Source organism: Isoalcanivorax pacificus W11-5, assembly GCF_000299335.2.
Lineage (GTDB): Bacteria > Pseudomonadota > Gammaproteobacteria > Pseudomonadales > Alcanivoracaceae > Isoalcanivorax > Isoalcanivorax pacificus.
The window spans coordinates 1,771,752-1,795,740 of sequence record NZ_CP004387.1; the positions used below are offsets into that span (position 1 = coordinate 1,771,752).

Annotated in this window: 19 protein-coding genes and 2 tRNA genes; 16 read left to right on the forward strand and 5 right to left on the reverse strand. The window is 62.8% G+C overall.

Translation table 11 applies throughout. The features are described 5' to 3' along the window. Positions 1-59 precede the first annotated feature (59 nt). Together S7S_RS07970 and S7S_RS07975 are read left to right on the forward strand one after the other, a co-directional pair. Positions 60-135, forward strand: a tRNA-Ala gene (locus S7S_RS07970). 16 nt (positions 136-151) lie between these two features. After that, a tRNA-Glu gene (locus S7S_RS07975) sits at positions 152-227 on the forward strand. 77 nt (positions 228-304) lie between these two features. Here the strand turns inward: S7S_RS07975 and S7S_RS07980 are convergent. Then, positions 305-1,321 carry a GlxA family transcriptional regulator gene (locus S7S_RS07980; protein WP_169745554.1) on the reverse strand — a complete coding sequence of 339 codons (1,017 nt, stop codon included), beginning with the start codon at positions 1,319-1,321 and terminating at the stop codon, positions 305-307. A 133-nt stretch (positions 1,322-1,454) separates the two neighbouring features. Between S7S_RS07980 and S7S_RS07985 the strand changes: the two genes are divergently transcribed. Both S7S_RS07985 and S7S_RS07990 read left to right on the forward strand, forming a co-directional pair. After that, complete coding sequence (locus tag S7S_RS07985; protein ID WP_008735824.1) at positions 1,455-1,952, forward strand: hypothetical protein; 498 nt, start codon at positions 1,455-1,457, stop codon at positions 1,950-1,952. 195 nt (positions 1,953-2,147) lie between these two features. Continuing rightward, positions 2,148-2,912 (forward strand): TIGR01458 family HAD-type hydrolase, encoded by a 765-nt coding sequence (locus tag S7S_RS07990; RefSeq protein WP_008735826.1) that lies wholly within the window; start codon positions 2,148-2,150, stop codon positions 2,910-2,912. Here S7S_RS07990 and S7S_RS07995 read toward each other — a convergent pair. Further along, positions 2,897-3,805 (reverse strand): NAD(P)-dependent oxidoreductase, encoded by a 909-nt coding sequence (locus S7S_RS07995; RefSeq protein ID WP_008735827.1) that lies wholly within the window; start codon positions 3,803-3,805, stop codon positions 2,897-2,899. The genes S7S_RS07990 and S7S_RS07995 overlap by 16 nt on opposite strands. A gap of 155 nt (positions 3,806-3,960) precedes the next feature. Here S7S_RS07995 and S7S_RS08000 point away from each other — a divergent pair, with 155 nt between their 5' ends. Beyond that, on the forward strand, positions 3,961-6,375 hold the full coding sequence (locus S7S_RS08000; RefSeq protein ID WP_008735829.1) for an ExeM/NucH family extracellular endonuclease: 2,415 nt from the start codon (positions 3,961-3,963) through the stop codon (positions 6,373-6,375). A 162-nt stretch (positions 6,376-6,537) separates the two neighbouring features. Here S7S_RS08000 and gltA read toward each other — a convergent pair whose 3' ends face one another. Further along, positions 6,538-7,824: a citrate synthase gene (gene gltA, locus S7S_RS08005; RefSeq protein WP_008735831.1), complete on the reverse strand. Its 1,287-nt coding sequence runs from the start codon at positions 7,822-7,824 to the stop codon at positions 6,538-6,540. Positions 7,825-8,278: 454 nt separating this feature from the next. On the opposite strand from gltA, the gene sdhC reads away from it, so the two are divergent. From sdhC to sucD, 9 genes are all read left to right on the forward strand, one after another. Beyond that, the gene (gene sdhC / locus S7S_RS08010; protein WP_008735833.1) at positions 8,279-8,653 is read left to right on the forward strand and encodes a succinate dehydrogenase, cytochrome b556 subunit; all 375 of its coding nucleotides are present in this window, start codon (positions 8,279-8,281) and stop codon (positions 8,651-8,653) included. Next, the gene (sdhD, locus tag S7S_RS08015; protein ID WP_008735835.1) at positions 8,647-9,015 is read left to right on the forward strand and encodes a succinate dehydrogenase, hydrophobic membrane anchor protein; all 369 of its coding nucleotides are present in this window, start codon (positions 8,647-8,649) and stop codon (positions 9,013-9,015) included. The genes sdhC and sdhD overlap by 7 nt, the downstream gene beginning before the upstream one ends. Positions 9,016-9,019: 4 nt before the next feature. Next, on the forward strand, positions 9,020-10,795 hold the full coding sequence (sdhA, locus tag S7S_RS08020) for a succinate dehydrogenase flavoprotein subunit (protein WP_008735837.1): 1,776 nt from the start codon (positions 9,020-9,022) through the stop codon (positions 10,793-10,795). A gap of 15 nt (positions 10,796-10,810) precedes the next feature. After that, on the forward strand, positions 10,811-11,527 hold the full coding sequence (locus tag S7S_RS08025; RefSeq protein ID WP_008735839.1) for a succinate dehydrogenase iron-sulfur subunit: 717 nt from the start codon (positions 10,811-10,813) through the stop codon (positions 11,525-11,527). 481 nt (positions 11,528-12,008) lie between these two features. Beyond that, positions 12,009-14,846: a 2-oxoglutarate dehydrogenase E1 component gene (locus S7S_RS08030; RefSeq protein ID WP_008735840.1), complete on the forward strand. Its 2,838-nt coding sequence runs from the start codon at positions 12,009-12,011 to the stop codon at positions 14,844-14,846. Positions 14,847-14,883: 37 nt separating this feature from the next. Next, positions 14,884-16,131, forward strand: coding sequence for a 2-oxoglutarate dehydrogenase complex dihydrolipoyllysine-residue succinyltransferase (gene odhB / locus S7S_RS08035; RefSeq protein ID WP_008735842.1), 1,248 nt, complete (start codon positions 14,884-14,886; stop codon positions 16,129-16,131). A gap of 73 nt (positions 16,132-16,204) precedes the next feature. Beyond that, complete coding sequence (lpdA, locus tag S7S_RS08040; protein WP_008735844.1) at positions 16,205-17,647, forward strand: dihydrolipoyl dehydrogenase; 1,443 nt, start codon at positions 16,205-16,207, stop codon at positions 17,645-17,647. A gap of 80 nt (positions 17,648-17,727) precedes the next feature. Beyond that, positions 17,728-18,897, forward strand: a complete 1,170-nt coding sequence (gene sucC, locus S7S_RS08045; RefSeq protein ID WP_008735845.1) for an ADP-forming succinate--CoA ligase subunit beta — start codon at positions 17,728-17,730, stop codon at positions 18,895-18,897. Beyond that, positions 18,894-19,769, forward strand: coding sequence for a succinate--CoA ligase subunit alpha (gene sucD, locus S7S_RS08050; protein ID WP_008735847.1), 876 nt, complete (start codon positions 18,894-18,896; stop codon positions 19,767-19,769). Before sucC ends, sucD begins: the two co-directional genes overlap by 4 nt. Positions 19,770-19,924: 155 nt before the next feature. Here sucD and S7S_RS08055 read toward each other — a convergent pair whose 3' ends face one another. Both S7S_RS08055 and S7S_RS08060 read right to left on the reverse strand, forming a co-directional pair. After that, on the reverse strand, positions 19,925-20,164 hold the full coding sequence (locus S7S_RS08055; protein ID WP_008735850.1) for a PA3496 family putative envelope integrity protein: 240 nt from the start codon (positions 20,162-20,164) through the stop codon (positions 19,925-19,927). A gap of 213 nt (positions 20,165-20,377) precedes the next feature. After that, complete coding sequence (locus S7S_RS08060) at positions 20,378-21,259, reverse strand: DMT family transporter (protein WP_008735852.1); 882 nt, start codon at positions 21,257-21,259, stop codon at positions 20,378-20,380. Between the two features lie 197 nt (positions 21,260-21,456). Between S7S_RS08060 and S7S_RS08065 the strand changes: the two genes are divergently transcribed. Together S7S_RS08065 and S7S_RS08070 are read left to right on the forward strand one after the other, a co-directional pair. Next, entirely contained in the window at positions 21,457-23,061 is a 1,605-nt protein-coding gene (locus tag S7S_RS08065) for a hypothetical protein (protein WP_008735855.1), read from the forward strand. Beyond that, on the forward strand, positions 23,058-23,969 hold the full coding sequence (locus S7S_RS08070) for a TIGR01777 family oxidoreductase (protein ID WP_008735857.1): 912 nt from the start codon (positions 23,058-23,060) through the stop codon (positions 23,967-23,969). Before S7S_RS08065 ends, S7S_RS08070 begins: the two co-directional genes overlap by 4 nt. The last annotated feature ends 20 nt before the right edge of the window (positions 23,970-23,989 follow it).

Genomic DNA, 23,989 nt, shown 5'->3' on the forward strand with positions numbered 1-23,989 from the left:
CTGCTGCTACAATGCGCAGCCTCGACGGGGCGCACAGCGCCTGAGTCGTCCAGCTTTCTGGGGCCATAGCTCAGCTGGGAGAGCGCTACAATGGCATTGTAGAGGTCGGCGGTTCGATCCCGCCTGGCTCCACCAGATTCCAGAAGGTTTCGTCCCCTTCGTCTAGAGGCCTAGGACACCGCCCTTTCACGGCGGTAACAGGGGTTCGAATCCCCTAGGGGACGCCATAGAAAGTAAAGCCCGCTACGAGAGTAGCGGGCTTTTTCTTTTGTCTCTTCCCCTGAGGGATTCGGACCAGCCTTTTTTAGCTGGCAGCTCGCGGCCCGTAGCTCGCCGCCGGCGCGCAGCGCCTTCGATACTCTCCCGGTGAGACCTCTACCTCCTTCTTGAACAGACGCCTGAACGAACTGACGTCGGCATAGCCTATCTGGCCGATGATCTGCTCCAGCGACAGGTCGGTCTGTGCCAGCAGGTGCTTGGCGGTGTCGATGCGCATTTTCTGCAGGTAATGCCCGGGCGGCAGGCCGGTCAGTTCGCGGAAGCGGCGGATAAAGGAACGTTCGCTCATGCTGGCCAGGCGGGCCATGTCGGCCACGGGCAGGTCGTTGTTCAGGTTGGCGCGCATATGGTCGATCACGGTTTCGATGGCGCTGTCGCGGTGCACGGTCAGGTGGGCGGCGCTGAGGTAGGGCGCCTGGGAGGCGGTGCCGGTGTCCACCAGCATGATGCGCGCGCAGGCTGCGGCGACATCGGCGTCGATGTAGCGCGCAACCAGGCGCAGGCCGACATGCATCCAGGAGGTGGCAGAGCCGCCGCAGATCAGGTTGTCGGCCTCGGTGACCACGTCGCGCGGGTGCAGCACCACGGCGGGGTAGCGGCGCCGGAAGGCCTTGGTCAGCCACCAGCTGGTGGTGGCCACACGGCCGTCCAGCAATTGGGCCTCGGCCAGCACAAAGGTGCCGCTGCAGATGCCGCACAGCACCTTGCCGGCCTGGTGGCGGGCCTTCAGCCAGGTGAGATAGCCGTCCGGCATATTGGCGACGAAGTGTGCCACCTCGCGGCTGTTCCGGTGATTGAAGCCGGGAATGATGATGATGTCGGCGTCGCTGGCGCGGGTGTAGTTGCCGTCCACCGGCAGCATGAAGCCGGCTGAACTGCGCACCGGCTTGCCGTCCACGGAGACCACGTTCCACTGAAAGCGCCGGGACGGATCGATGCCGGCGGCATCCGCCTGAATGTTGGCGCTGTTGAACAGCTCCAGCGGCCCGGTCACCCCGGTAGCAAGAATGTCGTCGACGGCGAAAACTGTCACTTTTGGCATTTCTGGCCCCTTCATGATGGCGTGATTGGCCATAACAATGTCAATAACGCCACTGACGCCCCGGGGTTGTCAAGCCGTAGTCTGGTGCTGTCTCAGGCGACGCCCCATGACCGGGGCATCAGGGAGGAACACCATGACGACCTATCCGTTTACCCACCGCAGTGCGACGCCCCCCGCGAATTTCTATCACCTGCTGGCAGAGGAACTGTTCGATCCGGCGCTGCGCACGCGCCCGATGCCGGTTCGTCGCCGGCCGGCGGTGCCCGTGCCGCTGGCTGCGGGCGCTGCCGGTGCCCTGGGGTTGGCAGCGGCGGCCCTGGCCATCTGGGGGCTTGGCCTGTTCGCCTACGCGATGCCGCTGTTTCTGATGGCCTCGGCGCTGCTGATGCCGGGGTTGGCCATGGCCGTGCGGCGGCCGCTGTTCCTTGTGGTGGCGGTGCTGCATCTGCCGCTGATGCTCGGGGGCTTGTACGCGCTACCGCTGAGCGGATGGCTGCCGCTGTATGGGCTGCATCTGTTGCTGGTGGGGGTGGCGCTGTTCGACCGCTCCGCGAGTGCGGATGTCCGTGTGCAGCGCTGGGGCGGGGTGGAACTGGCCGTGCTGGCGTTGTGCGTGGTGACTGCGTTGTGAGATGACGTTGCGCTGAGGTGTGAAGGCTCCGTTCTTTGCCGCCCGTGCCGGGCGGTTTTTTTTGTCTGGTCTGACTGGTGTCTGCCGCTCAGGCGACGGGCACACTTTTTACATCAGGTCGCGTCCACTGGCATGCTCCTTGCTCGAATTCATCCTGTGCAAGGCGCAGAATGAATCCATCCGGAGGACAGGCTGATGGGACTGAAAGCGGTCTTTCTCGATCTTGCCGGCGTGCTGTATGAAGGGCGCCGCGCGATTCCCGGCGCGCAGGACGCGGTGGCCCGGCTGCAGGCCTCGCCGCTGACGCTGCGCTTTGTCACCAATACATCCCGCCGCAGCCGCGCACAGGTGCTGGATGATCTGGCGCAACTGGGCTTCGACATTGCCCCGGACACCCTGTTCACCGCACCGCTGGCCGCGCGCCAGTGGCTGGTGCGTCGTGGGCACCGGCCGTTGTTGCTGGTGCATCCGGACATCGAATGCGAATTTGCAGGGTTGTCGCAGGCAGACCCCGATGCGGTGTTGCTGGCCGACGCCGAAGACCGGCTCAACTACCGCAATCTGGACAACGCCTTCCGGCTGTTGATGACCGGCGCCCCGTTGCTGGCCATCGGGATCAACCGTTATTTCAAGACGGAAGACGGCCTGCACCTGGATGCCGGGCCGTTTGTGCGGGCGCTGGAATTTGCCACAGGCACGCAGGCCGTGGTGGCGGGCAAACCCGCCACGGATTTTTTCCGGGAGGTGCTGAATGATGCCGGCTGCGCACCGGAAGAAGCCTTGATGGTGGGCGACGACGTGCACGGCGACGTTGAAGGGGCACTCGATGCCGGCCTGCGCGCGATGCTGGTGCAGACCGGCAAGTACCGCCCCGGTGACGAAGACCGGATACAGGGGGTGTTCGGCGTCCGGCCATCGATCACGGAGGTGGTGGACGCGGTACTTCAGCCGCCGGGGTGATCTGCGGTGGAGGTGTCTTCGCGGCGCTGCTGTAACCGGCGCAGCAGGCTGGAGGTATCCCAGCGGCCACCGCCCAGCGCCTGCACGTCCCGGTAGAAATCATTCACCATCGCTGTCAGGGGCAGTTCGCTGCCGTTGCGCGCGCCTTCGCGCAGGCAGATGTCCAGGTCCTTGCGCATCCAGTCCACCGCAAAGCCGTGTTCGTATTCGCCGGCAATCATGGTGCGGTGCCGGTTTACCATCTGCCAGGAGCTGGCGGCACCCTGGGAAATCACATCGATGACACGCTGCACGTCAAGCCCTGCGTTTTCCGCGAACGCCATGCCTTCGGCCAGGCCCTGTACCACCGCGCCGACGCAGATCTGGTTCACCATCTTGGTCAGTTGCCCGGCGCCGCTGGGGCCCATCAGGGTGACGGCGCGGGCGTAGTGTGCCTGCACCGGCCGTGCACGCTCGAAGGCGTCGGCATCCCCGCCGCACATGATGGTCAGGGCGCCTTGCTCGGCACCCTGCTGACCGCCCGAGACGGGGGCGTCGATGAAATGGCAGCCCTTTTCCTGCGCTTTGGCGGCCAGTTCGCGCGCGACTTCTGCAGAGGCGGTGGTGTGGTCGACCAGCACCGACGCCGGGCCGGCGCCGGCGAGGATGCCGGTGTCACCCAGCACCACGTGCCGCAGATCGTCGTCGTTGCCCACGCAACTCATGACGAACGACGCGCCACGGGCCGCGTCGCGGGGGGTGTCGGCCCGCTCGCCGCCGTACTCGGCGACCCATTGTTCGGCCTTGGCGGTGGTGCGGTTATAGACGGTGACCTGATAGCCGGCGCGTTGCAGATGGCCGGCCATGGGGTAGCCCATGACGCCCAGGCCGATAAAGGCGATTCGCGTGCTCATGCTGTGTGTCCCTGTGAAGACGGCTGACAGGCCAGAGTGTAGCGAAGTGCGCAGCCGATGGCCCGGCGGCGCAAGAAAATTGCCATCGCGTGTCCACTTCCCAGTCATTCCCCGCCCTGAGGATGGGCTTTTGATTCAGACAGGGAGTGAGGTACATGCGAGTATCAAGGATTGCCCCGCTGGCCGGCGGGTTGCTGTGCTGGGCCGGCGCCGCCCAGGGTGCGCTGGTCATCAGCGAATACGTCGAGGGCAGCAGTTTCAACAAGGCACTGGAGCTGTACAACAGCGGCACAGACACGCTGGATCTGTCGCAGTACAGTCTGGACCTGTATAGCAACGGCAGCAGCTCGGCGACCGGCAGCCTGACGCTGACGGGTACGCTGGCGGCCGGTGAAACACTCGTGCTTGCCCATGGCAGCGCTGCAACGGACATCCTGATGCTGGACCCGGTGATCGACAATTCCGTTATCAACCACAACGGCGACGATGCCTATGTGCTGCGTCGTGGTGTCGAAGTGGTGGACCGGTTCGGCCGCGTGGGTGAACGCCCGGCGGAGGGATACTGGGGCACGGCGGACGATAACACCAAAGACCACACCCTGCGCCGCAAGCTGTCGATACTGGTCGGGGACGCGGACTTCAGCGGCGTGTTCGACCCGGCCGTGGAGTGGGACTTTTTTGCCAGTAACACCTTCGGTGGTCTGGGCCGTCATGGCGAAGACGATACGCCGGAGGAGCCGCTGCTGGGCAGCATCGGAGCCTGCGGCGACCCGGCGACACTGATCTCCGCAGTGCAGGGCAGTGCGGATGTGTCGCCGCTGGCTGGCGCAGTGCATGAGGTCGAAGCCGTGGTCACGGTGGTCTACCCTGACCTCGAGGGTTACTTCCTGATGGAAGACGTCGCCGACCAGGACATGGACCCGGCAACCTCGGAAGGGCTGTTTATCTATCAGCCGGGCTTTACCGTGGCGGCCGGACAGCAGGTGCGGGTGCGCGGACCGGTGTCGGAGTATTTCGGCCAGACGCAGATCAGCGCGCAGGACGTGGTGGTCTGCGCCAGCGACATGAGCGTGCCGGCGGTGACCTTCAGCCTGCCACTGGAGAATCCGGAGGCGCTGGAAAGCATGCTGGTGCAGGTGCCTGCCGGGCTGACCGTGACCGAGGTCTATGATCTGGGCCGCTATGGCAGTGTGGTGCTCAGTGAAGGGCGCCTGCCGGTGCCGACCCATGTGGCGGCGCCGGGTGAGGATGCCATGGCACAGCAGCAGTACAACGATCGTCACCGCATCATTCTGGATGACGCCAGCAATCAGCAGAACCCGGGCACCGTGATCTATCCGCAAGCGGGGCTGGCGGCGGACAACACGCTGCGCGTCGGCGACCAGGCTGGTGCCTTCACCGCAGTGCTGAGCTACGGCTTCGATGCCTGGCGTCTGCAACCAGTGAGCGAGGTGACGTTCGAGGCAACCAATGTCCGTCCGGCCGCGCCGGCCCGGCACCCGGAAGCGAATCTGCGCGTAGCGGCCTTCAACGTGCTCAATTTCTTCAACGGTGACGGGCAGGGCGGCGGCTTCCCGACGGCACGCGGGGCGCGCAACGCAGAAGAGCTGGCGCGCCAGCGCGACAAGCTGGTGGCTGCGCTGACAGCGCTGAATGCCGACGTGATTGGCCTGATGGAAATCGAGAATGACGGTTATGGCAGTGCGTCGGCCATTGCCGAACTGGCCTCTGCGATGGGCGCGTCATGGCGCTACGTTGATCCGGGGACGGCGACACTCGGTACCGATGTCATCGCTGTGGGGTTGCTGTATCGCAGCGATGTGGTGGAACAGGCCGGCACGGCTGCGGCACTGACGGATGAAGCGTTTGCCCAGCTCAACCGTGTGCCGCTGGCGCAGGCGTTCCGTCTGGTCAATGGCGACGAGGCGGTGGTCGTTGCGGTCAACCACTTCAAGTCGAAGGGCAGTTGTGACGAAGCTACCGGCGCTGACATGGATCAGGGCGACGGTGCTGGATGCTGGAACCCGACACGCGAGGCGGCCGCCACGGCCCTGCAGGCATGGCTGTCGGACGACCCGACCGGGCTGGGCGAGCAGGGCGCACGCACGATGATCGTGGGTGACCTGAATGCCTATGCAAAGGAAGGGCCGGTGACGCTGCTGGAAAATGCAGGTTATGAAAATCTGCTGGCGCGCTTCCACGGCGATGAGGTGTACAGCTATGTGTTCTTCGGCCAGAGCGGTTACCTGGATCATGTGCTGGCCAGTGCCGCGCTGCAGCAGCATGTGGTGGGGGCAGGTGCCTGGCACATCAATGCGGATGAACCGCGCGCGCTGGAGTACACCACGCAGTACAAGAGCGAGGCACAGATAGACGCTTTCTATGCGCCGGATGCTTACCGGTCAAGTGACCACGATCCGGTCTACGCGGACCTGCGTCTGGTTGCCGGAGAGGGCGGTGAAACACCGGCGGAACCCGGGGACGATGATGATGACGGGGGTGCCGTGGGGCTGATGCTGGGCCTCGCCATGACATTGCTGGGCTGGCGTCGTCGGGCCCGTCGCGTCTGAAGGCGCCTCTTTCGCGGTGCCGGTCCGCAAAGATGGGCACGGGAAATCATCGCTTGCCGCGCTTGATTGTGCTGGCAGCTTAATCAGGCTGTCAGCACAGGCGGTTTCTCGAAGCCAATAAAAAACCGCCCCGGAGGGCGGTTTTTTATTGGCGCAAGGCGCTTATTTTCTGTTGTCCACCGGCACAAACGAACGCTCGGTTTCGCCCGTGTAAAGCTGACGCGGACGGCCGATCTTGTACGGGTTGGCAATCATCTCGTTCCAGTGCGAAATCCAGCCCACGGTACGGGACAGGGCAAAGATCACGGTGAACATGGACGTCGGGATGCCCAGCGCGCTGAGAATGATACCGGAGTAGAAATCCACGTTCGGGAACAGTTTCTTCTCGACGAAGTACGGATCGGACAGGGCGATTTCTTCCAGTTTCATCGCCAGTTCCAGCTTGGCGTCTTTCACGCCCAGTTCTTTCAGCACTTCGTGGCAGGATTCGCGCATCACGCTGGCACGCGGATCGTAGTTCTTGTACACGCGGTGACCAAAGCCCATCAGCTTGAACGGATCGTTCTTGTCCTTCGCCTTGGCAATGTAGGTGTCGATGTTGGACACGTCGCCGATTTCGTCGAGCATGTTCAGCACAGCTTCGTTCGCGCCACCGTGCGCCGGGCCCCACAGCGCAGAAATGCCGGCCGCGATACAGGCAAACGGGTTGGCACCGGACGAGCCGGCCAGACGCACCGTGGAAGTGGAGGCGTTCTGCTCGTGATCGGCGTGCAGGATGAAGATGCGGTCCATGGCGCGCGCGGCCACCGGGCTGATCTTTGATTCCTCGCACGGGGTGCCGAACATCATGTGCAGGAAGTTCTCGGAATAGGTCAGGTCGTTGCGCGGATACATGAACGGCTGACCGACCGCGTACTTGTAGCACATGGCGGCAATGGTCGGCATTTTCGCGATCAGGCGCATGGCCGTGATTTCGCGATGCTGCGGGTTCTTGATATCAGTGGAGTCGTGATAGAAGGCCGACAGGGCACCGACCACGCCGCACATGACCGCCATCGGGTGGGCGTCGCGACGGAAGCCACGGTAAAAGAACTGCAGCTGCTCGTGCACCATGGTGTGGTTCTTGATGGTGCTGACGAACGCGTCTTTCTGGGCCTGGGTCGGCAGTTCGCCGTGCCACAGCAGGTAGCAGACTTCCAGGTAATCGGAGTTGCTGGCCAGTTCTTCAATAGAGTAGCCGCGGTGCAGCAGCTGGCCTTTTTCACCGTCAATGTAGGTGATCTTTGACTCGCACGAAGCGGTGGACGTGAAGCCCGGGTCAAACGTAAACAGGTTGTTGGCGGTCAGCGGGGCGACGTCTACGACGTCCTGTCCCAGGGTCGGGGAGTATACCGACAGCTCGATATCCTCACGGCCGTCCACCTTGAGGATGGCTTTCTTCTCGGTCATGGAGTTCTCCTACACGGAGGCGGTTCAGGGAGCCCACCTGTGGTATCGCGTGAGTACGGGCGGCGTAGCACGCCGGGCGCGGGGGACGTTAAGGTTTTGATACATCTTTGTCAACGCGCAGAGTGCTGTGGAGCGCCGATCACAAACCACCGGCTAAACAGCATGTTACGCCAGTTTCACCGCGAATGCGCGGTTACGATAGGGGCGCGGAAGGGGGCTGTAATTGAGACTTTAGCCTAACGGCCTTGAAAAACAGTGTGTTGCCCGATTTTGCCAGAGTCGAAGGCGTTTGTTTTCATGCAGGCGCGGCGATATACTCCCGCCCGTCGCGCGCCGGTCCACCCCGGCTGGTGTGCGGATAGAGCCCGCGCTTCGGTTGTGACCTCCGAACTGTCCGCGGGTTCCGTTCCCGACAACCGCTCCTTTCGGAGCCCGGCTATAAGTGATGGCTACCGTGAACGATAAGCGACCTGTAAATCTCGATCTGACGACGATCAAGTTCCCGGTCACCGCCCTGGCTTCCATTACCCACCGTATTACAGGTGTTGCCATTTTTCTGGCACTGCCGATTCTGCTGTGGATGCTGGATCGCTCTCTGGCGTCACCGGAAAGCTTTGCGCAACTGAAAGACCTTCTCGCCACCCCGATCGCCAAGCTGGTGGTCTGGGCGATGCTGGCTGCACTTATTTTTCACCTGGTGGCTGGTATCAAGCATCTGATCATGGACCTCGGTATTGGTGAGAGCCTGGAAGGCGGCCGTCGCGGCGCCACCCTGGTCTTCATCGTCTCGGTCGTTCTCATTCTGCTGGCGGGAGTCTGGGTATGGTAACCAGCGTCACGAGCTTCAGCCGTAATGGCGTGTCGGACTGGCTTGTCCAGCGGTTCAGCGCGATTCTGCTTGGCGCCTACTTTATTGGTCTGTTCGGCTACCTCGTCTGCGGTGCAGGCGTGGACTATGCCGCCTGGCACGCTCTGATGACGTCCGTGCCGATGAAAATCATCAACACCCTGGTGATCCTGGCCATCGCGGCCCATGCCTGGGTGGGTCTCTGGACCGTCACCACTGACTATCTGACCCGCATGACCTTCGGTGGCGCCGCCACCGGTGTGCGTCTGGCGGCACAGGCGCTGCTGGCGCTGCTGCTGGCAGGCTATGTGCTGTGGGGCCTGTGGATGATCTGGGGAGCTTGAGACTATGTCGATCAGAACCATTACCTTTGATGCCGTTATCGTGGGCGGCGGCGGCGCGGGCATGCGTGCCTCGCTGCAACTGGCGCAGTCCGGCTTCAAGACCGCGCTGATCTCCAAGGTGTTTCCGACCCGTTCGCACACGGTGTCCGCCCAGGGCGGGATCACCTGTGCCATCGCCAGTGCCGACCCGAACGACGACTGGCGCTGGCACATGTACGACACCGTCAAGGGCTCCGACTATATCGGTGACCAGGACGCCATCGAATATATGTGCTCGGTGGGTCCGGAAGCGGTGTTCGAACTGGATCATATGGGCCTGCCGTTCTCGCGCACCGAGGAAGGCCGCATCTACCAGCGTCCGTTCGGTGGCCAGTCGAAGAACTTCGGCGAAGGTGGCCAGGCGGCGCGGACCTGTGCCGCAGCCGACCGTACCGGCCATGCGCTGCTGCACGCCCTGTACCAGCAGAACCTCAAGCACAACACCCAGTTCTATAATGAGTGGCTCGCCACCGATCTGGTGAAGAACGCCCGCGGTCAGGTCTGTGGCGTGATCGCCATGTGTATCGAGACCGGCGAAGTGGTGTTCTTCAAGTCCAAGGCCACGGTATTCGCCACCGGCGGTGCAGGCCGTATCTATGCCTCCACCACCAACGCCCTGATCAACACCGGCGACGGGGTGGGCATGGCGCTGCGTGCCGGCGTACCGGTGCAGGACATCGAAATGTGGCAGTTCCATCCGACCGGCATCGCCGGCGCTGGCGTACTGGTGACCGAAGGGTGCCGGGGCGAGGGTGGCTACCTGATCAACAAGGACGGCGAGCGCTTCATGGAGCGCTATGCGCCGAACGCGAAGGACCTGGCCGGCCGCGATGTGGTCGCCCGCTCCATGATGATGGAGATCCTGGACGGCCGTGGTTGCGGCCCGAACGGTGACCACGTCTACCTGAAGCTGGATCACCTGGGCGAGGAGGTGCTGCACAGCCGCCTGCCGGGTATCTGTGAGCTGTCCAAGACCTTCGCCCACGCCGACCCGGTGAAAGAGCCGGTGCCGGTGGTGCCGACCTGCCACTACATGATGGGCGGTATCCCGTCCAACATTCACGGGCAGGCCCTGCGCCTCTCCGGTGGTCACGAAGGCGACGACCAGATCATCGACGGGCTGTTCGCCGTGGGTGAGGTGGCCTGTGTGTCTGTCCACGGCGCCAACCGCCTGGGTGGCAACTCGCTGCTGGATCTGGTGGTGTTCGGCCGTGCCGCCGGCCTGTTCATCGAGGACGGTCTGCGCCAGGGCATGGAACAGGCCGAGCCGAGCCGTGACGACATCGAGCAGGCCATGAGCCGCTACCGTCGCTGGGACGAGTCGAAGAAAGGCGAGTCCGTGACCAGCCTGCGCAAGGAACTGCAGCAGACCATGCAGAATCACTTCGGTGTGTTCCGCAAGGGCGACCTGATGGCCGAAGGCGTGGCCATGCTGGCCGATCTGCGTGGCCGCATCCAGGAAGGCCATCTGGATGACAAGAGCAAGGCGTTCAACACTGCCCGTGTCGAAGCGCTGGAACTGGACAACCTGCTGGAAGTGGCCCAGGCCACCGCGATCGCTGCGGAAGGCCGCAAGGAAAGCCGTGGCGCCCACTCGCGCTACGACTTCCCGGACCGTGATGACGAGAACTGGCTGTGCCACTCGATCTTCGATCCGGCCACGCTGAAACTCGGCAAGCGTGCGGTGAACTTCTCGCCGAAGACGGTCGATACCTTCCAGCCCAAAGTGCGGACCTACTAACGGAGGCCAGGATCAATGAAAGTCAGTATCTATCGCTACAATCCTGAGACCGACCGCGAACCGTACATGCAGGACTACGAGGTCGATACCCAGGGCAAGGACCTGATGGTGCTGGATGTACTGGCGCTGGTGAAGGAACAGGACCCGACCCTGGCCTATCGCCGCTCCTGCCGTGAAGGGGTCTGCGGCTCCGACGGCATGAACATGAACGGCAAGAACGGCCTGGCCTGTGTGACGGCGCTGTCGATCGTGGCGCCGGGCGTGCTCGAGGGCAGGAAAGCCCTGGTGATCCGCCCGCTGCCGGGCCTGCCGGTGATCCGTGACCTGGTGGTGGACATGACCATGTTCTACAACCAGTACGAGAAGGTGCAGCCGTACCTGATCAACGACACCCCGGCACCGGCCATCGAGCGTCTGCAGAGCCCGGAAGAGCGCGAGAAGCTCGACGGCCTGTACGAGTGCATTCTGTGCGCGTGCTGCTCCACCAGTTGCCCGTCGTTCTGGTGGAACCCGGAGAAGTTCCTCGGTCCGGCCGCGCTGCTGCAGGGCTACCGCTTCCTGGCGGACAGCCGTGACACGGCCCGTGATGACCGGCTGAGCCGCCTGGACGACCCGTTCTCGCTGTTCCGCTGCCGCGGCATCATGAACTGCGTGAGTGTGTGTCCAAAGGGGCTGAACCCGACCCGGGCCATCGGCCATATCCGGGATATGCTGCTGGAACGGGCAATCTGACGGAATGAAAAAGGCGGCCTTCGGGCCGCTTTTTTTTGCTTTGCCCCGGTGCCTGTGCTGGCCTGACAGGCCGCTCTGGCGGGCATGGGGGCCAGGGTGAGGGCCATTCGGGCCGTAACTGCGATGAGGTCCGGATGCCTGCCCCTTGTAATGCCTGCGGGCGTCCCCATGTCCGACAACAGATGGGGCAATGTCATCAGGGCTTCTGACCGGAGCCGCATGGCATGCGTCGCGAACGTCCCCGTTCGACTAAAGTGAGGGTGCGTTTGTCAAATTTTTTGCCTTTCGCGTCTAACAATCGGGCGTGAAAGTCGCTACACTATTTCCTTGTCGGGGTCATCCCCCGGACGGAAAAATATGTATCGGGAGAGTCGGCGCTTACAAGGCGCCGTCTCTGTAATCTAAACGCGGGAAACGGGCGATCCCCCTGCGAACACCTGGCCAGGGGGCCGGCTCCTTCTCCCGAGAAGGAACGAACACGATGCAAGACAGTTCCATTCAGCGCCAGCTGGCGTCCTCACACATCGGGGGCAGCAACGCGGCCTATGTTGATGAACTGTACGAAGCCTACCTGACTGATCCCAATGCCGTGCCGGAAGACTGGCGCGCGTACTTCGAAAAACTTCCCAGCGTTGAAGGCAGTGTGGAATCCGATTTGCCACACAGTGCCGTGCGTGAATATTTCCTGCTGCAGGCCAAGAACCGTTCCCGTGTGCAGAAGTTTGGTGGCGGTGCGGTCAGCACCGAACACGAACGTCGCCAGGTACGCGTACTGCACCTGATCGCCGCCTACCGCAACCGCGGTCATCAGGTGGCCAGCCTGGACCCGCTCGGCCTGATGGAACGCGAACAGGTGCCCGATCTGGAGCTGGCGCATCATGGGCTCAGCCAGGCAGATCTGGATACCGTCTTCCAGACAGGCAACCTGTTTATCGGCAAACCGGAAGCGACACTGCGTGAAATCGTCGACTGCCTGCGAGGCAGTTATTGTTCGACGGTGGGTGCGGAGTACATGCACATCGTCAACACGGCGGAGAAGCGCTGGCTCCAGCAACGCCTGGAAAGTGTGCGCAGCCATCCGCAGTACGGCGCTGACATTCGCAAACACATCCTTGAGCGTCTGACCGCCGCCGAAGGCCTGGAAAAATATCTGGGCAGCCGTTATCCCGGCACCAAGCGTTTCGGCCTGGAAGGCGGTGAGTCGCTGATCCCGCTGGTGGACGAAGTGATCCAGCGCGCCGGCAGCTACGGCGTGAAGGAAATCGTGCTGGGCATGGCCCACCGTGGCCGCCTTAACGTGCTGGTCAACACGCTGGGCAAGAGCCCGGCCGATCTGTTTGGTGAATTCGAAGGCAAGACCTTCAACGAACGTGGCTCCGGCGACGTGAAGTATCACCAGGGGTTTTCCTCCAACGTGCAGACACCGGGTGGCGAAGTGCACCTGGCGATGGCGTTCAACCCGTCGCACCTGGAAATCGTGTCGCCGGTGGTGGAAGGCTCGGTGCGTGCGCGCCAGGAACGCCGTGTCGATGACAACGGTGACCAGGTCGTGCCATTGCTGATCCATGGCGACGCGGCCTTTGCCGGCCAGGGCGTGGTGATGGAAACCTTCCAGATGTCGCAGACGCGTGGCTTCAAGACCGGCGGTACGGTGCATGTGATCGTCAACAACCAGGTCGGTTTCACCACCAGCCGTCGCGAAGATGCGCGCTCCACCGAATACTGCACTGATGTGGCAAAAATGGTGCAGTCGCCGATTTTCCATGTGAACGGCGATGATCCGGAAGCGGTGTTCTTTGTCACCCAGGTGGCGATGGACTACCGCATGCAGTTCAAGAAAGACGTGGTGATCGACCTGATCTGCTACCGCCGTCTGGGACACAACGAGGCCGATGAGCCGTCCGCGACCCAGCCGCTGATGTACAAGAAGATCAAGTCCCGCCCGACCACCCGCACGCTGTACGCCGAGCGCCTGATCAAGGACGGCGTGCTGTCGGACGACGAAAGCAGCCAGATGGCCGAGGAATACCGCAACATGCTGGACCAGGGCCTGCATGTGGTGAAGGCACTGGTGCGCGAGCCGAACAAGGCATTGTTTGTCGACTGGTCACCGTACATCGGTCACGAGGTGGTGGACGACTGGGATACCGGTTTCCCGCTGAAAAAACTGCAGAATCTGGCCGCGCGGCTGGAGCAGTTGCCGGAAGCCTTCGTGCCGCAGCGCCAGGTGAAGAAGATTCTCGAAGACCGCAACAAGATGACGGCCGGTGCGCTGGGCATCAACTGGGGTTATGCCGAGACCATGGCCTACGCCACGCTGCTGGACCAGGGTTTTCCGGTGCGGCTGACCGGCCAGGATGTGGGCCGGGGTACGTTCTCGCACCGTCACGCCGTGCTGCACAACCAGAAGAACGGCGAAGCCTATGTGCCGCTGCGCCATCTGTATGACGAGCAGCCGAGTTTTGAAATCTATGACTCGCTGTTGTCGGAAGAAGCCGTACTGGCGTTCGAATACGGTTACTCCACCACCGCCCCGAAATCGCTGGTGATCTGGGAAGCCCAGTTCGGTGACTTCGCCAATGGTGCGCAGGTGGTGATCGACCAGTTCATTTCTTCCGGTGAGGCGAAATGGGCACGGGTCTGCGGCCTGACACTGCTGCTGCCGCACGGTTACGAAGGGCAGGGGCCGGAGCATTCTTCCGCGCGCCTGGAGCGTTTCCTGCAACTGTGCGCCGAGCACAACATGCAGGTGTGCGTGCCGAGTACCCCGGCACAGATTTTCCACTTGCTGCGCCGGCAGGCGATCCGTCCGCTGCGCAAGCCGCTGGTGGTGATGAGCCCGAAGAGTCTGCTGCGCCACAAGCGCGCGGTGTCTTCGCTGGAAGAACTGGCCGGCGGCCACTTCCAGACCGTGCTGGCCGAACACGAGATTCAGGATGCCACCGCCGTCGAGCGCGTGATTCTGTGCAGCGGCAAGGTGTATTACGACCTGCTGGAAAAACGCGAGGCGGAAGAGATCACAAACACCGCCATTGTCCGGGTGGAGCAGTTGTACCCGTTCCCGGAACAGCGGCTGTTCGAGGTGATGGAACAGTACAGCAACCTGAAGTCGGTGGTCTGGTGTCAGGAAGAACCGATGAACCAGGGCGCCTGGTATTGCAGCCAGCATCACATGCGTAATGTGGTGGCACGCCTGGATCCGAAGCTGAACCTGGAATACGCGGGACGTGACTCGGCAGCGGCACCGGCCGCCGGCCTGATGTCACAACACGTGGCGCAGCAGCAGAAGCTGGTGCAGGACGCATTCGGACTCAATTGAGCAGTCAGGAATTAACACTCGGGACCAAGGGCAGAACATGTCAATCGAAATCAAGGCGCCACAATTTCCGGAATCCGTAGCAGACGGCACCGTTGCCACCTGGCACAAACAGGAAGGCGATGCGGTGAAACGCGACGAACTGCTGGTGGATATTGAAACCGACAAAGTCGTGCTGGAGGTGGTGGCCGCCGCCGACGGTGTGCTGGGCAAGATTCTCAAGGGCGAAGGCGATACCGTCGAAAGCCAGGAATTGCTCGGCAGTATCGAAGAGGGCAGCGGCAAGTCTTCCGGCGACAGCAAGGCGGAAGACAAACAGGCCGCCGAAGCTCCCAAAGCTGATGAGCAGCCCGCCGCGAAAGAAGACGCGGGCAAGGCGGGTGACAGTGACGGCGTTGCCGGTCCGGCTGCCCGCAAGATGATGACCGAACACGGTCTGGATGCGGCCAGCATTGATGGCTCTGGCAAGGGTGGCCGCATCACCCGCGAAGACGTTGAAAAGGCGCTCAAGGCGCGCGAGGAAAAACGCAGCAGCAGCCCGGCGCCACAACAGCCGGCGGTGGCTGAAGTGCCTGCGGCACCCGGTGAGCGTGAAGAGCGCCGTGTACCGATGACCCGTCTGCGCAAGCGTATTGCCGAGCGTCTGGTGGCCGCGCAGCAGAACGCTGCCATGCTGACCACTTTCAACGAAGTGAACATGAAACCGATCATGGCCATGCGCAAGGATTACCAGGCCGCGTTCGAGAAAACCCACGGCGTGCGCCTGGGCTTCATGAGCTTCTTCGTGCGCGCCTGTGTCGAGGCGCTGAAACGCTATCCTGCGGTGAACGCGTCCATCGACGGCGACGACATCGTCTACCACGGTTACTACGACGTGGGCGTGGCGGTGTCTTCCGAGCGTGGCCTGGTGGTGCCGGTGCTGCGTGATGCCGACCAGAAAGGTCTGGCGGAAGTGGAGTCGCAGATCATCGAGTACGGCAACAAGGCACGCGACGGCAAACTGTCGATCGAGGAAATGACCGGCGGCACCTTCACCATTTCCAACGGTGGTGTGTTCGGTTCACTGATTTCCACGCCGATCCTGAACCCGCCGCAAACCGCGATCCTGGGCATGCACAAGATCCAGGAACGCCCGATGGCGGTGGACGGCAAGGTGGAAATCCTGCCGATGATGTATCTGGCGCTGTCGTACGATCACCGTCTGATCGACGGCAAGGAAGCCGTGCAGTTTCTGGTCGCGGTGAAGAACTTTATCGAGGACCCGGCACGCCTGCTGCTGGATATCTGACACGGCTGTGTCTGGCTTCTGATAAGCCGCTGCGCCGATGACGGCGTGGCGGTGGATCGCAAGGAAAGAGATTATGAGCGACAAATACGATGTGATCGTCATCGGCGGTGGACCAGGCGGCTACGCCGCCGCCATCCGCTGTGCGCAACTGGGTTTCAAGACCGCCTGTATCGAGAAGCGCATCAACAAGCAGGGCAAGCCGGCACTGGGCGGCACCTGCCTGAACGTGGGCTGCATTCCGTCCAAGGCACTGCTTGATTCTTCCTGGAAATACCATGAAGCACAGGACAAGCTGGCCGTGCACGGCATCGAAGTCGGCAAGGTCAAGATCGATATTGCCCAGATGCAGAAGCGCAAGGACGAAGTGGTACTGCAACTGACGGGCGGTATCGCTGCCCTGTTCCAGGCGAACAAGGTGACCTGGCTGCAGGGCACCGGCAAGCTGCTGGCCAACAAGCAGGTCGAGTTCACCCCGAACGGCAAGGACGACACTGAAACGCTGGAGGCCGAACATGTGATTCTGGCCGCCGGTTCGGTGCCGGTGAATATTCCGCCTGTGCCGTTGAAAGATGATCTGGTGGTGGATTCCACCGGCGCGCTGGAATTCGACAGCGTGCCGAAACGCCTGGGCGTGATCGGCGCCGGTGTAATCGGTCTGGAACTGGGTTCCGTCTGGGCGCGTCTCGGGGCCGAAGTGATCGTGCTGGAAGCGGTGGACCGTTTCCTGCCGAACGTGGATACACAGATTTCGAAAGAAGCGCTGAAGATTCTCAAGAAGCAGGGCCTGGATATCCGTCTGGGTGCGCGCGTGACCGGCAGCGAAGTGAAGGGCAAGAAAGTCACGGTGTCCTATACGGACGGCAGTGGCGACCAGTCGGAAACCTTTGATCGCCTGATCGTGGCGGTGGGCCGTCGACCGGTCACCGAAGACCTGCTGTCACAGGACGCCGGCGTATCGCTGGACGAGCGCAACTACATCTACGTGGACAGCCAGTGCCGTACCGATGTGCCGGGCGTCTACGCCATCGGCGACCTGGTACGTGGCCCCGCGCTGGCGCACAAGGCGCTGGAAGAAGCTTCAATGGTGGCGGAAGTGATCCACGGTGAGCACACCCAGGTGAACTACGACGCCATTGCCTCGGTGATCTACACCCACCCCGAAGTGGCCTGGGTCGGCAAGACCGAAGACGAAGTGAAAGCCTCCGGTGAAGCCTACAAGACCGGCGTGGTGCCGTTTGCGGCCAATGGCCGGGCACTTGCTGCCGCGGAAGCGGAAGGCATGGTCAAGTTCGTGGTGGATGAGAAAACCGATCGCGTGCTCGGTATGCATGTGATTGGCCCACAGGCCTCTGAACTGGTACAGCAAGGGGTCATCGCCATGGAATTCGGCGCTACCATCGAAGACCTGCAATTAATGGTCTTCAGCCACCCGTCACTGTCGGAGACAGTGCACGAGGCGGCACTGGCGACAGATTACCGGGCAATCCACATTGCCCAGCGTCGCCGGAAAAAGTAATTCGGGAAGTCGGGCCGCGTGACCACAAGTAACGCGGCCCACTTGTTTGGAAAGCTGTTTTTTTACAACGGAAACTGCACATGAACCTGCATGAATATCAGGGCAAGCAGCTCTTCGCTGAATACGGGCTGCCGGTCTCAAAAGGATTCGCCTGTGACAGCGCCGAAGAGGTTGCGGCCAAAGCGAAGGAAATTGGCGGAGATCGCTGGGTAGTCAAAGCCCAGGTGCACGCGGGCGGCCGCGGCAAGGCCGGCGGCGTGAAGCTGGTGGAAAGCCCGGAAGCGGCTGCCGAGTTTGCCAAGAAATGGCTTGGCCAGCGTCTGGTGACGTTCCAGACCGATGAGCGCGGCCAGCCGGTTTCCAAAATTCTGGTAGAAAGCTGCACCGATATTGCCAACGAGCTGTACTTGGGTGCAGTCGTTGACCGTGGCACCCGCCGCGTCGTGTTCATGGCGTCCACCGAGGGCGGTGTGGAAATCGAGAAAGTGGCCGAAGAAACGCCGGAGAAGATTCTCAAGGCGATCATCGACCCGCTGGTGGGTGCGCAGCCGTACCAGGGCCGCGAGCTGGCGTTCAAGCTCGGCCTGGAAGGCGACCAGATCAAGCAGTTCGTGAAGATCTTCATGGGTCTGGCGAAAATGTTCGAAGAGAAAGACCTGGCACTGCTGGAAATCAACCCGCTGGTGATTACCGACGAAGGCAACCTGCATTGCCTGGACGCCAAGATCAACATCGACGGCAGCGCCCTGTATCGCCACCCGGAACTCAAGGCGATGGACGACCCAACCCAGGAAGACGAGCGCGAGCGCCGCGCTGCGGAGTGGGAACTCAACTACGTCGCGCTGGACGGCAACATCGGCTGCATGGTGAACGGCGCCGGCCTGGCCATGGCCACCATGGACATCATCAAGCTCAAGGGCGGTGCGCCGGCCAACTTCCTGGATGTGGGCGGCGGTGCTACCAAAGAGCGCGTCACCGAAGCCTTCAAGATCATCCTCTCCGATGACAAGGTGCAGGGCGTGCTGGTGAACATCTTCGGCGGTATCGTGCGCTGCGACCTGATCGCCGACGGCATCCTGGCGGCGGTGAAGGAAGTGGGCGTGACCGTACCGGTGGTGGTGCGTCTGGAAGGCAACAATGCCGAACTGGGCGCGAAAAAACTCGCGGAAAGTGATCTGAACGTGATTGCAGCAAGCGGCTTTGACGATGCCGCCGAGCAGATCGTCAAGGCAGTGGGAGGTGCAGCATGAGCGTACTGATCGACAAAGACACCAAAGTGATCTGCCAGGGCTTCACCGGCTCGCAGGGCACATTCCACTCTGAGCAGGCGATTGCCTACGGCACGAAAATGGTCGGCGGTGTGACGCCGGGCAAGGGCGGCCAGACACACCTGGGTTTGCCGGTCTTCAACACCGTGCGCGAAGCCGTGGACGCCACCGGCGCAACGGCGTCGGTGATTTATGTACCGGCCGCATTCTGCAAGGACTCCATCATCGAAGCGGCGGATGCCGGCATCGAGCTGATTGTCTGCATCACCGAGGGCATTCCGGCGCTGGACATGCTGTACGTGAAAGAATACGTCAGCCGCAAGGACGGCGTGCGTCTGATCGGTCCGAACTGCCCCGGCATCATCACCCCGGGCCAGTGCAAGATCGGTATCATGCCGGGCCACATCCACAAGCCGGGCAAGGTGGGCATTGTGTCCCGTTCCGGCACGCTGACCTATGAAGCGGTGAACCAGACCACCGCGCTCGGTTTTGGCCAGTCCACCTGTATCGGTATTGGCGGCGATCCGATTCCGGGTACCACCTTCATCGATGCACTGAAACTGTTCCAGGAAGACCCGCAGACCGAAGCCATCATCATGGTCGGTGAAATCGGCGGTACCGCCGAGGACGAGGCGGCGGCGTTCATCAAGGAACACGTCACCAAGCCGGTAGTGTCCTACATTGCCGGTGTGACAGCGCCTCCGGGCAAACGCATGGGGCATGCTGGCGCGATCATCGCCGGCGGCAAAGGCACAGCGGACGAGAAGTTCGCGGCGCTGGAAGCTGCCGGTGTGAAAACCGTGCGCAACCCGGCACAGATCGGTCTGGCTCTGAAAGAGCTGACCGGCTGGTAAGCCAGCGTGTGGTGTCACGGACACCGGACGTAGGAAAGGCCGGCATCATGCCGGCCTTTTCTTTGTGTTAGGAGGCGAAAAAAAGCCGGCATACACCGGCTTCTTTCCTGACTGGAACAACAACGCTGCCTGTTCGGGCGCGTACCGCGACCCGCTCAATGGAGTGTGTCGTCGTCCAGCTCAAAGAATTCATAGTCGCTGAGCTCCCGCGCGAGACGGCGCTGCTCCAGCCGGTCTTCGATGCGGTGTCTCATGTCCAGGTTAAAACCACGACTGCGTGGCGTGGGTTCGTCCTGTTCGTCTTCGGCGTCTTCTTCGAGGAACTCGATATCGTCATTCATCAGCGCATCATCCGTTTCATCATCATAGTCCCGTTCAGTGTGATGATCGGTCATTGCAGGCCCTCCTGCGTTTCCCACTCCACAAGCATTATTGGCTGACCGCCCGTGGGAGAGTCCGATCCCGGCCCTGACACGGATCGAGTCATATCGCATGGTCCCGGCAGGCGCTCTACCAAGAGTCCACAGCGCCTATATACCGTCGGTTTTTCTGACTGACAAGCACTTTTTTTCGGCCGGTTTTCCGGGCCGCTGGAAGGCCCGGTGACATCAGTGTTCGGAAGGTTGCCGACTGCCGCTGGTCACGGCCAGGACACCGCAGAAGATGATAATCAGAATGCCATACACCGCTGCGGCCTGGGGCAGGTGCCCCCATAGCCACCAGTCCAGCAGCCCGGCCACCGGCACGCCGACATAGCTCAGCGGTGCCACCACCGTGGTGGGGGCGTAACTGAAGGCGCGGGTGTAGAGCACCATGGTGAGAAAGATCGACAGGCCGACGTACAACAGCCCCAGGGACGTCGCGAGCGTGAGTGGTTGCAGATGCGGCAACGCCATCGGCGTGCTGGCCAGGAAGGCGATGCCAAAGTAATAACAGAGCACCCGGTTGGCCGGCTCGCTGCTGGACAGTGCGCGTGTGGCGGCCATCGACACGGCCAGCCCCAGCCCGGCCAGCACGCCGAGCAGATGGCCTGCGCTGATACCGGCCATATCCGGGCGCAGCATCACCAGCACGCCCACAAAGCCGCCAAGCAACGCCAGCGCACGCGGCATGGGAATGCGCGACTGCCACCACAACCACACTACGACCGGCACCCACAGTGGCGCGGCATAGCGCAGCACGGTGGCGTCGACCAACGGCACGCTGGGCAGCGCGAGATAAAACGCGCAGAACCCGACCCAGCCGCCGAGCGAGCGTATGGTGTGAATGCGCAGGCGGTTGGTGCGCAGCGCCGTTGCCGGCCCGAGCCGCAGCAGCCATGGCACCAGTACCAGCACGCCGATGCCGTACTGCACCCAGACGATGAACCAGGGCGAGAGGCCCTGGCCATGCAGCCACTTGACGGTAACGGCCGCCGTGGCGCCGACGACGGTCGTGGCCAGCCCATAGCAGACGCCGCGCGAAATGTGATGCCTGTCATGACCTGTCACGAGAGATGCTCTGGCCCTAGTCAGTTACGGTGAGGCTTTGTAGAGTTGTGGCGCCTGAGAGTCCTGGGCACCAGGTGCCTGCGCGATACGATGTCGTACCGTCGGGCGCATGCACCGGCCCGGCGGGCGGCGATGGATCGACGTCGAGCAGGGCGGGTGCAAGTATACCGAAACCGTCGCGGGGGAGAGCGTTGTTGATGGCCGGAGCGATGTTGCTGGTGGGTGTGACGATTCTGGTGCTCGGTACCATGGCGCTGATGCGCGATGCCGCCGGGCGCGGACATTCACCGCTGGTATTTCTGCTGCCGCTGGTGGGCCTGCCGTACGTGCAGGAAAACTGGCAGGACGTTTGGTGGGCGGCGTTACTGCGCGTGTTCGGGGTGGCGTTGCTGCTGCTCGGCGCGGGGCTTGTGGTGGCGCGTGATCCGCTGGTGCTGGAGCAACCGGCGCGGCTGTTCGGGGCTGGCAGCGACGTGGTACTGGCCGGCAGCCAGCGTGCCGAGCTGAACACCTTCGTCGGGTCGGAAGAAGCCATCCTGCTGGCGATCCGCAATGACGCCAACCCGCATCTGACCGGCCGCATCAACGGCCGTGATTTTCATTACCAGCGGGTCGAACTGGTCGACGGCGTCTTCAGCGCGCAGCAGGGGGATGGTTTTATTCCCGAGCTGGAAGTGCGCATCCTGCTGACCGAAAACCCCCTGCCGCTGCGTGAGCGCAAAAGCATCTATGTGCGTCCTGGCGACGAGCACCCGCCCGAGGTGCATCTGTCCTGGCGCAATCCCGGACAGGATCTGCCGGAGACGCAGATCATCACCGGCGGATACCGGATGGAGCTTCATCTGGCGCCTCTGGATCGCTACCAGCTCAGTGGTTTCATGCAACTGGTCCTGCCCGATACGCAGCACAGTTTCCTCTCCGGGGAGTTCATCGCCAGCACCAACCGCCTGCGCTACGTGAACGGCAACGTGGACCTGTCCTTCGATCATCCGGACACGCTCAACTATCTGGTCGACCAGTACCTGGCCGGGCAGTTTCCGAATGGCATGATCCGGCAACTGGATATTCTCGACACCACGCTGCGCCGCCGCGAGGGGAGCGGTACCAGCCGTGTACGGATTGCCCTGACCAATGGTCGCGTGGAAGAGCGTGTGCTGCAGATGGAGCGTACCGATGTGGGCTGGGTGATGCGGCCCGGCAGTGCCACGGTCACCGTGCTGGAAGCCGGGGAGCAGGGTGAAATGCGGTTGGCGACGGCGCCCCGCACGGTGCCGGCACGGCAGGACAGCGTGACTGAAGTCCCCGCGTCCGTCACGGTGCCGTTTGCCGAACTGGTGCGTTTCAGTGGCCAGCAGGTGACCGTGCTGCGTGCCAGTGGCGAGCCGCAGCACGGGATTGTGCGCGGTATGCAGCGCGGCCGGCTGGTGCTGGAAACCACGGTCGGCAGCGGTACGCTGGAGTATTTCGTCGAGCAGGCTGATCTTGTCGGGCTGCGCCTGGCCAGCGGCCAGCAGGTCACGGTCGTGGACGGGGCGCCCGCTGATCCGGCGCCGACGCCGGCAGCCGTACCCGCGCCTGAGACGGTCGAGACAACACCAGTGGAGGGCGAGCCTTCTCCCCACGCCGGGCTGGTGGGCCGCATGGTGCGTATTACCGGCCACGATGGCCGCAGCCGCACCGGCGTATTGAGCGCCGCCACTGCCACACAACTGACGCTTGAGGTTCCGGTGGGTTCCGGTACGCTGGAATACTACTATCGACCCGAGGAGGTCGATGCCCTGGAGCAGGTAGCGCGTCAATGAAGATTCTGATGACCGGGGGCAGCGGGTTTATCGGCCGGCACCTGTCCCCGGTGCTGGTGGCCCGTGGCCACGACCTGACCGTGCTCTCACGCAGCCCGCAGCGGCGCCGGCCATTGCTGCCCGACGCCGTGCGGCTGGTGGCCAGTCTTGACGATATCCCCGCCGATGATCTCCCTGACGCAATCATTAATCTGGCCGGCGAAGGCATCGCCGACCGGCGCTGGACGGCCGCGCGCAAGCGCGCGCTGCTCGACAGCCGGGTACAGACCACGCAGGCGCTGTCGGACTGGCTTGGCCGGCGCGGGAGTCATCCGCAGGTCCTGATCAGCGGTTCCGCTGTCGGTTTCTATGGCGACGCCGGCAGCGCCGAGCTGACGGAAAGCTCACCGGCCATGCGGCGCGATTTTTCCTACCTGCTCTGCGATGCCTGGGAGCAGGCGGCACGGGAACTGGCCAATCGGCACGGCGCCCGGCTCTGCCTGCTGCGCACGGGCGTGGTGCTTGGTGCCCATGACGGCATGCTGGCCCGACTGCTGCCGGCCTATCGCCTGGGGCTGGGGGCGCAACTGGGCAATGGCCAGCAATGGCTGTCCTGGATCCATATCGATGACATGGTGGCGCTGATCGTGCGCAGCCTGGAGAGCCCGGCGGCCAGCGGCATCTACAATGCCGTGGCGCCGCAGCCGGTGCAGCAGGCCCGGTTTCACCGTGCCCTGGCGGCACAATGCCGCCGGCCCGGCGTCATGAGGGTGCCGGCGCTGCCGCTGAAGCTGGCCCTGGGCGAAATGTCGACGCTGCTGCTCGGCGGCCAGAAAGTGCTGCCGGAGCGGCTGTTGGCGCAAGGCTTCAGCTTCCGTTTCCCCGAGCTTGATGCTGCCCTGCAGGACCTGCTTGGCCAACCCGCATGATTGCTAGCACGCGGGGGGAT